The organism is Streptomyces paludis (assembly GCF_003344965.1).
Classification (GTDB): Bacteria; Actinomycetota; Actinomycetes; order Streptomycetales; family Streptomycetaceae; genus Streptomyces; species Streptomyces paludis.
Genome location: NZ_CP031194.1, coordinates 7432689 through 7443922, shown reverse-complemented (window position 1 = coordinate 7443922; position 11234 = coordinate 7432689). Strand labels below are relative to the sequence as shown.

General features: G+C 72.8%; 12 protein-coding genes. 6 read left to right on the top strand and 6 right to left on the bottom strand.

Annotated elements, in window-relative coordinates; genetic code table 11:
* Positions 1-111: 111 nt before the first annotated feature.
* Together DVK44_RS32675 and DVK44_RS32670 are read right to left on the bottom strand one after the other, a co-directional pair.
* Complete coding sequence (locus DVK44_RS32675; protein WP_114664229.1) at positions 112-372, bottom strand: DUF5133 domain-containing protein; 261 nt, start codon at positions 370-372, stop codon at positions 112-114.
* 212 nt (positions 373-584) lie between these two features.
* A complete protein-coding gene (locus tag DVK44_RS32670; RefSeq protein WP_114664228.1) occupies positions 585-1886 on the bottom strand; it encodes an alpha/beta fold hydrolase in 1302 nt (433 codons plus the stop codon).
* 178 nt (positions 1887-2064) lie between these two features.
* Between DVK44_RS32670 and DVK44_RS32665 the strand changes: the two genes are divergently transcribed.
* Both DVK44_RS32665 and DVK44_RS32660 read left to right on the top strand, forming a co-directional pair.
* Complete coding sequence (locus DVK44_RS32665; RefSeq protein ID WP_114664227.1) at positions 2065-3036, top strand: acetylxylan esterase; 972 nt, start codon at positions 2065-2067, stop codon at positions 3034-3036.
* Between the two features lie 191 nt (positions 3037-3227).
* Entirely contained in the window at positions 3228-3629 is a 402-nt protein-coding gene (locus tag DVK44_RS32660) for a DUF6221 family protein (protein WP_114664226.1), read from the top strand.
* 37 nt (positions 3630-3666) lie between these two features.
* On the opposite strand, the gene DVK44_RS32655 is transcribed toward DVK44_RS32660, so the two are convergent.
* The 4 genes from DVK44_RS32655 to DVK44_RS32640 form a co-directional block, all read right to left on the bottom strand.
* Positions 3667-4098, bottom strand: coding sequence for an RbsD/FucU domain-containing protein (locus DVK44_RS32655; protein WP_114664225.1), 432 nt, complete (start codon positions 4096-4098; stop codon positions 3667-3669).
* 65 nt (positions 4099-4163) lie between these two features.
* A complete protein-coding gene (locus tag DVK44_RS32650) occupies positions 4164-4343 on the bottom strand; it encodes a hypothetical protein (RefSeq protein WP_162794176.1) in 180 nt (59 codons plus the stop codon).
* A gap of 116 nt (positions 4344-4459) precedes the next feature.
* A complete protein-coding gene (locus DVK44_RS32645) occupies positions 4460-4888 on the bottom strand; it encodes a protein-tyrosine phosphatase family protein (RefSeq protein WP_114664223.1) in 429 nt (142 codons plus the stop codon).
* Between the two features lie 49 nt (positions 4889-4937).
* Positions 4938-5651, bottom strand: a complete 714-nt coding sequence (locus DVK44_RS32640) for a GntR family transcriptional regulator (protein ID WP_114664222.1) — start codon at positions 5649-5651, stop codon at positions 4938-4940.
* A 135-nt stretch (positions 5652-5786) separates the two neighbouring features.
* Between DVK44_RS32640 and manD the strand changes: the two genes are divergently transcribed.
* The 4 genes from manD to DVK44_RS32620 all read left to right on the top strand — a co-directional run bounded on the left by manD (position 5787) and on the right by DVK44_RS32620 (position 11212).
* Positions 5787-7040 carry a D-mannonate dehydratase ManD gene (gene manD, locus DVK44_RS32635; protein ID WP_181957580.1) on the top strand — a complete coding sequence of 418 codons (1254 nt, stop codon included), beginning with the start codon at positions 5787-5789 and terminating at the stop codon, positions 7038-7040.
* A 5-nt stretch (positions 7041-7045) separates the two neighbouring features.
* Positions 7046-8587: a mannitol dehydrogenase family protein gene (locus tag DVK44_RS32630; protein WP_228447466.1), complete on the top strand. Its 1542-nt coding sequence runs from the start codon at positions 7046-7048 to the stop codon at positions 8585-8587.
* 154 nt (positions 8588-8741) lie between these two features.
* Entirely contained in the window at positions 8742-10190 is a 1449-nt protein-coding gene (locus DVK44_RS32625; RefSeq protein WP_114664219.1) for an MFS transporter, read from the top strand.
* Positions 10187-11212 carry an L-idonate 5-dehydrogenase gene (locus DVK44_RS32620; protein WP_114664218.1) on the top strand — a complete coding sequence of 342 codons (1026 nt, stop codon included), beginning with the start codon at positions 10187-10189 and terminating at the stop codon, positions 11210-11212. The genes DVK44_RS32625 and DVK44_RS32620 overlap by 4 nt, the downstream gene beginning before the upstream one ends.
* Positions 11213-11234: the final 22 nt, after the last annotated feature.

The window sequence follows — 11234 nt, the reverse complement described above, 5'->3', positions numbered from 1 at the left end:
TGGGAACAGCTCGGCGCCGAACACCGGGCTGGAGCCCGCGCGGCTCGCGCGGGCTCCAGCGGTGGTGCGGGGTACGGGAGTCGGCCGCGGTGCCGCGGCCCGGATGACGGGTCAGTCGCGGACCGCCGGTACGGCGGCCGTCTTCGGTACGTCCGGGAAGATCGGTACGGGCCGGATCCTGCGCAGATACGCCTCGGCCTGCCAGATCGCCTCACGCGCCGTACGCTGCCCCATCAGCACGCACAGCGTGTACGCGACATCCTCGAAGCGGCCCCGGACGGTGTCGTCGAGCGGGTCGGCGAGCACCAGCCGCTCCCATGCCCGGTACCGGGCCAGCAGATCCGTGACCAAATGCCTGTTCGGCAGCAGCATGTCCCACCACCTCCGCTCGGAAACACGCAGAAACGCGCAGAAACGGCCCGTGCGCCACCCGCTTCCTCGCGCGCGGCCGGGCCACGATCCCCCGGCGTTCATTGTCCCCCCGCCGCCCGGAATCCGCGCGGTGAGGAGCGCGGGCGAGGCGGCAGGGGAAGGGAGGCGAGAAAGAGAAAGAGAAAAAGGGAAGGGGGAGGAAACGATCCTGCTCAGTTCTCGCCGCGCGCGAGCATCAGCAGCCGGTCCAGGACGCGCGGCCCGCCGGCCCGCACCCCGTCGTGCTCGAACTCGTCCGTCACCCAGGTGCGCAGCCCCCGGATCGTCCGCGCGGTGCGCAGCGAATGGTCCCGGTCGACGTACATGTCGTCGTGGTAGACGGCCGCGGCGACCGGTACCTCGTTGGCGGCGAGCCGGACCGGGTCGTACAGCGCGGGCCAGTCGCGGTGGGCGGCGAGCAGCTCGGCCGTCTCGCGCAGCGGGCGCAGCGCCGGGTCGCAGTCGAAGTGCCAGGGGTGTATGGACTCGCCGCTGAAGTACAGCGGTGTCTCCCCGGCGAGGGTCGTGGCCGCGTCGAACCGGGCGAACTCGCCGCGTACCCGCTCGGCGGCCCACTCGGTGGGCCGGCCGTCCTGGGCGTAGATCGGCTCGTGGTGCAGGGCGTACAGCGGGTGTCCGGCGAACGACAGGGCGGCCGTCACGTCCTCCTGGAAGGCGTCGGAGAGGGCCGGGCCCGCCGGGGTGCGCACAAAGGCGTTCTCCAGCAGGTGGTTGAGCCGGTGGCTGCCGTCCGAGCCGCCGAGCAGGATGCCCAGCGACTGGAACGCCTCGGGGGTCAGGGTGTATCCGGTGGGCAGTACGGGGCGGTGCTCGGCCAGGTGCTCCGCGATCCGGCGGGCCCGCGCGATGTCCTGCGGATAGCGGGCGTAGTGCGCCTCGACCTTGCGGGCGACGCGCGGGTAGGCGGCGCGGTAGACCTCGTCCGCCGTGGCGTCCAGGGAGGGCAGCCCGCCGGTGATCAGTACGGTGTCGAGTCCCTCGGGGGCGGCGCAGAGGTAGTGGGTGGCGCAGAAGCCGCCGAAGCTCTGGCCGAGCACGGTCCAGGGGGCGCCGCCGGTCAGCTGCGGTCTGATCGTCTCGCAGTCGCGCACGATGGAGTCGGCGCGGAAGTGGGTGAGGTACGCGGCCTGCCGCTCCGGGCCGCCGCGCGTCGGAAGGGTCTGCCGGTTGGCCGGGGTGGACAGGCCGGTGCCGCGCTGGTCGAGGAGGAGCACCCGGAACTCCTGGAGGGCGCGGCCGAGCCACGCCTGCCGGCCGATGAACCGGCGCGCGCCGAAGCCGGGGCCGCCCTCCAGATACAGGAGCCAGGGCAGGTTCTCGCCGGCGCGGGCGCTCGCGACGGCCTCGCGCGCGTACAGCTCGATCCGCTCCCCCGCCGGATCGGCGTGGTCCAGCGGGACCGTGAAGCGGTGATCGGTGAGGACGACGCCGGGGTGGCGGTAACTGGTGGTCAAGAGGGCTCCTGTTGCTCGATCGCCCCGGGTCGGGGACGCGCACGCCGGACAGTTCAGCACATGGGCGGGCGGGCCGCTGCCCGACGGCCTCTTCTGCGGGCGTCCCTCCGCACGTACGGTGTGATCATTCGCGCGTTCCGCCGTGTGAGCGGCCGACTTCCACCGAGGTGGTTCCTTCATGTCCCTGTCCGATCTGCCCCTCGACGAACTCCGCGGCTACCGCAGCCTGTCCGTCGAGCCCGCGGACTTCGACCAGTTCTGGGCCAAGACCCTCACCGAGGCGCGCGGCCACGATCTCGCCGCCCGCTTCGAGCCCGTGGCGACGGCGCTGTCGACGCTGGAGGTCCTCGACGTGACCTTCGCCGGCTTCGGCGGTCACCCCGTCAAGGGCTGGCTGGTGCTGCCGGCCGGCGCCCGGGAGCCGCTGCCGGTGGTGGTGGAGTACATCGGTTACGGGGGCGGCCGCGGGCTGCCGCACAGCCATCTGCTCTGGGCGTCCGCCGGGTTCGCGCACTTCGTGATGGACACCCGGGGGCAGGGCGCCGGGTGGAACGGCGGGGACACCCCCGACCCGGTGGGCAGCGCCTCCTCGTTCCCGGGCTTCATGACCCGGGGCGTCGAGGACCCGGAGACGTACTACTACCGGCGGCTGTTCACCGACGCGGTCCGCGCCGTGGAGGCGGCCCGCGCCCACCCGCTGGTCGACGCGTCGCGCACGGCGGTCCTCGGGGCGAGCCAGGGCGGCGGGATCACGCTGGCGGTGGCCGGGCTCGTGCCGGACCTGGTGGCGGCGGCGCCGGATGTGCCGTTCCTCTGCGACTTCCCGCGCGCGACGACGATCACCGACCGCCATCCGTACCGGGAGATCGGCAACTACCTCAAGACGTTCCGCGGCCGGACGGAGACGGTCACGCGCACCCTCGGCTACTTCGACGGTGTGCACTTCGCGGCGCGCGCGCTGGCCCCGGCGCTGTTCTCGGTGGCGCTGGAGGACCAGACGTGCCCGCCGTCGACGGTCTTCGCGGCCTTCAACGCCTACGCGCACGAGGACAAGGCGATCGAGGTGTACGACTTCAACGACCACGAGGGCGGCGGGGCGTACCAGCAGGCCGCCCAACTGGCCTGGCTGCCCGCGCGGCTGACGGCCTGACAGCTTTTACGGACACCGGTCCGTCCTGATCGCGGCCCGCTCCCTCCGGCCCCGCCGTGTCCGGTAAGGGCCGGTCAGGGCGGGGCCGGGGAGACGCGGGGCGCCGCCGTACGCCATCCTGGGCCGGACGGACGGAACCCGATGGGGGCCTCGGGGCCCTCCGGGTGACTTGCACGAAGGACCGGACCCTGATGAAGAACCCCAACGCCCCTCTGGTGGCATTCGTACGCGCGCGGCTCGCCGAGGAGGAGGCGCTCGCCCGGGCCGCCGGCGGTGACTCCTGGCGCTGCCCGCCCGATCTGCCGGGCGAGGTGCACGACGCCAACGGCGCGGTCGCGTTCACCCTGAAGGGCTTCGGCTACGACCGGCACACCGCGTTCCAGGACCCGGCCCGTACCGTCCGCCGCGTCGAGACCAGCCTTGTGCTGCTCGACGAGTACGAGGAGGTGGCGGAGCTGGACGTGGACCGCCCGGAACAGACCTTCCGGGCGGGCCGCGCGGTCGGACTCGGCTTTGTCGTACGGCAGTTGGCGGCGGAGCACGCGGGCCATCCGGAGTACAGGGCCGGGTGGCTGCCGAGGTTCTTCCAGTAACGCCGGAAATCCGGGCGTCACGCCGGGAATCCGGCGGTCATGCCGGGGTCCCGGTGTCGCGGACACCGATCGTGAGAAGCAGATTGGCGTACGTGCGGATGTCGGCCGTGACGATCGCCAGCGCCAGGTCGGGGGTGCGGGCGGCCTCGTAGAACGCGAAGCGGTCCAGTGTGCCGACCGGGACGGGGGCCAGCCGGGAGCGGTACTCGGCGATGGCCGGCGGCTCCGGCTCGCCCTCGGGCGGCACCATCACCTGGGCCGACTCGACGGGAACGGTGCGCAGCAGGACATCGAGCACGGTGGTCACATCGAGGAGGCCCGGCGCCAGATTGAGGTGCACCGTCCTGGCGCGCTCGCCGGTGGCGGTGCTCGCGGGATAGTGGCCGTCCGCGAGCAGGACGCGTGCGCCATGGCCGGCACCGGCCAGCGCCTCAAGAATGCCGGGGTGCAGCAGATGGGTCAGGAGCACGGCGGTTCCTTCTTTCCCTCGGGGGATTACGGGGAATTGCGGGGATGACGGGCGGTGGAGGCCGGTCAGGGCGCGCCCGGTTCGTCCGGAGGAGCGGAGGACGCGCGGGCGCGGTCGCGGCGCAGGAGATGCCTCGCCAGCAGCGTCACCCAGGCCGCCAGAGCAAGCAGCGCGACAACCCTTGACCAGGTCGGGGTGGCGCTGCTGGCCGCAGTCCATCCCCAGAACAGGATGCTCAGGCCCATGAACCCCGGACTGTCGACAAAGCGCCCCGCGTTCCCTGACATTTCCAGTCCCCCCTTGATCTCCCTTTCTCATATTTCCAGACGCCGGTGCCCCCTCCCCTTCCGGCTGTGGAGCGCTAGGAGAAGCGGGTGACGAAGCGGCGCTGCCAGGGGGTCTCCACGGCACGCCGGTTGTAGTGCGTACGGACATAGGCGACGGCCTCGCCGCCGGGGACCCCGTCCAGGACGGCGAGGCAGGCCAGCGCCGTACCCGTGCGGCCGAAGCCGCCGCCGCAGGCGACCTCGACGCGCTCGGTCTCCGCGCGCTCCCAGACCGCGCGCAGCGCCACGCCCGCGTCCGCGCGGTCGGCGGGCAGCCGGAAGTCCGGCCAGCGCAGCCAGCGGGACTCCCAGTCGACGGCGGGCGGCTCGTGCCCCAGCAGATAGAGGCCGAAGGCGGGCGGCCGGCCGTCCGGAAGTGGGTGGCGCAGGCCCCGTCCCCGGACGAGCCGGCCCGAGGGCAGCCGCAGTATGCCCGGTGTTCCGGGTTCCCAAGTAGCGTTCATCGGGGGATGATAGCCCGCCCGCCCGTGGTGAACCTGACGGTGTGTCCGGTCACTCCCAGACGACGATGTTGCGCCGGACCGGCACGGCTCCGGTGTCCGTGGCGAACAGCTCCGGCGAGCGCTGTCTGATCCGCTCGACATCGTCGAAGACGGCCCGGAGATGGGTGCGCATGGCGGTCCGGGCCAGGGAGACATCACCGGCGAGGACCGCGTCGAGGATCTCGACGTGCTGCGCGGCGAACCCGGCCGACGAGGCCGTGTCGTAGAGGCCGAGCCGGCGCGCGCGGTCGAGATGGCCCTTGGCCGAGACGACGGTGGCCCAGGCGCTGCCGTGGCCGCTGAGCCGCAGCAGGCCCTGGTGGAACGCCTCGTCCAGCTCGAAGAAGTCCTCCAGTCCGAGGCCCGGCCGCCGCTGCTCCGTCAGGTTCTGCCGGAGTTCGCCGACGAGCGCGGGGTCCAGCTCGGCGGGGAGGTCGTCGAGGGAGGCGAGTTCCACGGCCTCCCGGAGGAACTGCGCGTCGGCGACGCGGGCCGGGTCCACCCGTGAGACAAAGGATCCCACCTGGGGAAAGACCTGTACGAGGCCCTCCTCGGACAGCAGGATCAGGCTCTCGCGGACCGGGGTGCGGCTCACCCCGAGCGCCGCCGCGAGTTCGTTCTCGGACAGCGCCGCGCCCGGGGGGAACTCCAGGGTCAGAACCTTGCGGCGCAGCGTCGCGTAGACGGCGCGGCGGCTGGTCCGCCGCCGGTTCGAGTGAGCCATGCGGTCATCGTATCGGGGTGGCGTCACCACTGCCGCACTCCTGTCCGATCGGCGTCCGGCCACCCGCCGGACCAGGGCACACTCACCCCTCCGAAAGTATTGCATCGCTGCACGACCAGTGCTTGTATACCAGCGATGTCGACCAGTGGCGCGCCGGCCGCGTCCGAAGGAGTGGGACCTGTGAGCACCATCGAACGCGTGGAGGTGTTCGTCGCCTCCCCCGGGCGGACGTTCGTTACCCTGCGGATCACCACGTCGGACGGGGTGACCGGCCTCGGCGACGCCACCCTCAACGGCCGTGAGCTGGCCGTCGCGAGCTATCTGCGGGACCATCTCGTCCCGCTGCTGATCGGCAAGGACCCGGCGCGCATCGAGGACATGTGGCAGTACCTGTACCGGGGCGCGTACTGGCGGCGCGGTCCGGTCACGATGACCGCGATCGCCGCCGTCGACACGGCGCTGTGGGACATCAAGGGCAAGGTCGCCGGCCTCCCGGTCTACCAGCTGCTCGGCGGCCGGTCCCGGGACGGCGTCATGGTCTACTCGCACGCCAGCGGTACGGACGTACCGTCGCTGCTGGACGATGTCGAGCGGTTCCTCTCCCTCGGGTACAAGGCCGTCCGCGCCCAGGCCGCCGTCCCGGACGTCGGCGGCAGCTACGGGGTGCGCAAGGGCAAGGTGTACGAGCCGGCCGCGACCGCGCTCCCCGACGAGCAGCCCTGGGACACCGAGGCGTATCTGCGGTTCGCGCCGACGTATCTGGAGGCCGTGCGCGAGCGCTTCGGCTTCGGCTTCCATCTGCTGCACGACGTGCACCACCGGCTCACCCCGATCGAGGCGGCCCGCTTCGGCAAGCGTGTCGAGGACGCCCAGCTGTTCTGGATGGAGGACCCGACCCCGGCCGAGAACCAGGAGGCGTTCCGGCTCATCCGGCAGCACACGACGACACCGATCGCGGTGGGCGAGGTGCTGACCTCGATCTGGGACGTGCAGCACCTGATCACCGAGCAGCTCATCGACTACGTACGCACCACCGTCGTGCACGCCGGCGGGATCACGCATCTGCGCCGGATCTTCGACCTGGCCGCGCTCTACCAGGTGCGGACCGGCTCGCACGGGGCGACGGACCTCTCGCCGGTCTCCCTGGCCGCCGCCGTGCACGTGGACATCACCGTGCCCAACTTCGGCATCCAGGAGTACATGGGACACGCGGACGAGACCGCCGAGGTGTTCCGGAGCGGGGTGACCTTCGCGGACGGCATGCTCCACCCGTCGGAGGAGCCCGGGCTCGGGGTCGCGTACGACGAGAAGGCGGCCGAGCGGTTCCCGTACCAGGCCCGCTATCTGCCCGTCGCGCGGCGGCTCGACGGGTCGGTGCACGACTGGTGAACGCCATGAGCGCCATGCCTCCGCACTCCGCCGGGCCCGCGTCGGGGCCCGCTTCCGGGCCCGACGCGACGCTGGCATTCGGCACGCTCGACCGGCTCGCGCCCGAGCTGCGCCCGGCCGTCGATCCGCGTGAACTGCGGTCCCGTATCGTCCACTTCGGCCTCGGCGCGTTCCACCGGGCGCACCAGGCCGTCTACACCGAGCATGCCGCGGCCCGCTCCGGCGAGCCGTGGGGCATCGCCGCCGTCGCGCCGCGCTCGGCGGACACGGTGGCGGCGCTGCGCGCGCAGGACGGTCTCTACTCGGTGACCGGCCTGCACGGGGACGGTCCGGTCACCCGGGTCGTCGGATCGGTGACCGAGGCACTGCGCATGGGGTCCGACGCCGCGCGGATCGACACGCTGCTGGCCTCCCCGGACGTGACGGTGGTGACCCTGACGATCAGCGAGAAGGGGTACCACCGCCGCCCCGGCTCCGGCGTGCTCGACGCCCAGGCTCTCGACACCGGGGCGCCGGGGATCGCGGCCGATCTCGCCGCGCCGGACACCGCCGGTCTCGCCACGGTCGTCGGGCGGCTCGCCGCCGGGCTCGCCGCGCGGCAGCGGGCCGGCGGCGCCCCGGTCACGGTCGTCTCCTGCGACAACATGGCCGCGAACGGCCCGGCGCTCGCCGGGGTCCTCCGCGGTTTCGTGGAGGCGTCGTCCTGGCCCGGCCGGCGCGCGCTCCTCGACTGGCTGGAGACCTCGGTCGCCTTCCCCTCGACGGTCGTCGACCGCATCGTGCCCGCGACGGCCGAGGCGGACCGGGCGGCGGCCCATCGCGCCCTCGGGGTGCGCGACGGGGTGCCGGTGGTGGCCGAACCGTACCGGCAGTGGGTGCTGGAGGACGCCTTCGCGGGCGCCCGGCCGCCGTGGGAACGGGACGGCGCGCTCTTCGTCCCGGACGTCGTGCCGTATCAGCTCACGAAGTTGCGGCTGCTCAACGGATCACACTCCGCGCTGGCCCATATCGGCGCCGCCGCCGGGTGCGGATCCGTCGCCGAGGCGCTGGCGACGGAGTGGGGCGAGCGGCTGGTACGGGCGTTCTGCGCCGAGGTCGGACCGACACTGCCGGCGGGCGGCCCCGATCCGGCGGCCTACGCGGACGATCTCGTCGCGCGGTTCCGCAACCCCGGAATGCGGCATCTGCTCCAGCAGATCGGCTCCGACGGGTCGCTGAAACTCCCGGAGCGGTGGTTCGGGGCGCTGCGCGCGCTGCGTGCCGCCTCGGCGCCCACCCCGGTGCTCGAACTCGCCCTGGCCGCCTGGGTGAACGCCACCCGCCCGGCCCCCGACGGCGGCGGCCGTCAGGTGTACGGGACGACGGACCCCGCCGCCGCCGGGCTGGCCGCCTGCCGGCGCGACGGTCCGGACACCCCGGACACGGCGGACACCGTACGGCGGCTGCTCGGTGCGGTCGGCGCCGCCGATCTGGCCGGTGACCCCGCGCTGGTCTCCGCCGTCACCGCGCGGCTCCCCGCGCTGCGGGCTGGCCGGGTCGAGATCTGACCCGTACGGCCGCCCCTACCGTCCGTTCCGTCCAGTCCCCGCGCTCCATCCGTTCCGCCTTCCCGTCCCCGCTCACCACCGTCCCCTCTCACCAGCCGTCCCCCCACCCGTCCCCCGCACCGCTCACGTACGGCCCTGAACAACGGAGTTCGCCATGACCGACACCACCAGAACGGCGCCCCCGGGCGCCGCCACGCGCACCACGCGCGACCTCACCAGAGCCGCCGTCTCCGGCTGGCTCGGCACCGCCATGGAGTTCATGGACTTCCAGCTCTACTCGCTGGCCGCCGCCATCGTCTTCAACAAGATCTTCTTCCCCGATGTCAGCCCCGCCATCGGGCTCATCGCCGCCATGGCCACCTACGGCGTCGGGTATGTCGCCCGGCTCGCCGGGGCCGTCTACTTCGGGCGGATGGGCGACCGGATCGGCCGCAAGCGGGTGCTGTTCCTGACCATCCTGCTGATGGGCGCCTCGACCACCCTGATCGGCGCGCTGCCCACCTACGCCACGATCGGTATCCTCGCCCCGATCCTGCTGGTCGTCCTGCGGCTCGTCCAGGGCTTCGGCGCGGGAGCCGAGATCGCCGGGGCCACCGTCATGCTCGCCGAGTACGCGCCCGTGAAACGACGCGGCCTCGTCGCGTCGCTGGTGTCGCTCGGCACCAACTCCGGCACCCTGGCGGCGTCGGGGCTGTGGGCGATCCTGCTCGCCGTGCTCAGCGAGGAACAACTGCTCTCGTGGGGCTGGCGGCTGCCGTTCCTGCTGAGCTTCGGGCTCATGATCTTCGCGGTCTGGCTGCGCCGCAATCTGAAGGAGAGCCCGGTCTTCGAGGGACGGGCGGATGTCGTCGACGGCGTCGCGCTCTCCCGTACGGAGGTCGAATCGGTCATCGCCGAGTCCGCCGCGACCGAACCCGCCGCCAAGTCCTCCTCCGCCGGCTCCGCCGGGTCCTCGCCCGTCACCCCGCCGGCGAGCGTCCTGGAGGCCGGGATCCGGCAGCGCAAGGGCAAGGCGTTCTTCCTCGCCCTCGGGCTGCGGTTCGGCCAGGCGGGCAACTCGGGGCTCATCCAGACCTTCCTCGTCGGCTACATCGCCACGAACCTGCACGCCGACCGGGCGGTCCCGACCGACGCGATCGTCTACGGCTCGCTGCTGGGCTTTGTCACCGTGCCGCTGGTCGGGCTGCTCGGGGACCGGTTCGGGCGCCGTCCGATGTATATCGCGCTCACCCTGATCACCATGGCGTTCGCGTTCCCGATGATGCTGCTGATCACCTCGGGCAGCACATCCGCGCTGATGCTCGGCATGGTCCTGGGGCTCAATGTCGGTGTCCTCGGCCTGTTCTCGCTGGAGAGCGTCACGATGGCCGAACTCTTCGGCTCCCGGACCCGCTTCACCCAGCTCGCCCTGTCGAAGGAGATCGGCGGCATCCTCGCCACCGCCATAGGGCCGGTCGTCGCGGCGACCCTGACCGCGGTCACCGGCAGCTGGTGGCCGATCGCCGCGATGCTCGTCGTCTACTCGCTCATCACCCTCGTGTCGGCCGTCCTCGCGCCCGAGACGCGCGGGCGCGATCTGGTCCGGATGGAGGACGCCGTATGAAGGCCGTCGTCGTGCACGGTCCGCGCGATCTGCGGATAGACGAGCGCCCCCGGCCGGAGCCGGGCCCCGGCGAGGTCCTCGTCGCCATGGAGTGGGGCGGGATCTGCGGCTCGGACGTCGCCTACTGGAAGCACGGCGCCTCCGGGACCGCCACCCTGCGTCATCCGCTGGTGCTCGGCCATGAGGTCGCCGGTCGGATCGCCGCTGTCGGAACGGGAGTTGACGGGCTGACGGACGGCCAGCCGGTGACCGTGCACCCGGCCGAGCCGGTCGGGGACGACCCGCTGCCGGAGCGGATCGCCGGCCGGACGAATCTGTACCCGCGGGTCCGGTACTTCGGCTCGGCCGCCTTCGACCCGCACACCGACGGCGGGTTCAGCGAGTACCGTACGGTCCGCGCGGAGCTGATCCGGCCGCTGCCCGCAGGGGTGAGCACCGAGCACGGCGCGCTCGCCGAACCGCTCGCCGTGGCGCTGCACGCCGTGCACCGCGCCGGTGACGTACGGGGCAAGGCGGTGCTCGTCAACGGCGCGGGACCGATCGGCGCGCTGGTGGTGGCCGCGGCGAAGCACCGCGGCGCCGCGACCGTGATCGCCTCCGACATCTCGGCGGCCCCGCTCGCCGTGGCCCGTGCCATGGGCGCGGACCGTACGGTCGACCTCGCGGCCGGCGAGGAACTGCCCGCGGACATCGAGCTGTCCTTCGACGCCTCGGGCGCCCCGGCGGCGCTCGGCCCCGTCCTGGCGGCGACCGCGCGCGGCGGCACCCTCGTCCAGGTCGGCAATCTGCCCGGTACGGCCGTACCCGCCGTGCTCGGCTCCCTGGTGACCCGGGAGATCAGCTGGATCGGCTCGTACCGGTTCGTGGACGAGATCGACGAGGCGCTGCGCGCGCTGCGGGACGGGCTCGACGTCTCCCCCGTCATCAGCCACCGCTTCGGTATCGAGCGGGCGGACGAGGCGCTGACCGTGGCGGCCGGGAGCGGCAGCGGCAAGGTCATGCTGCGCCTGGGCGGCTGCTGAGGAGCGAGGGGCAGGAGTGAAC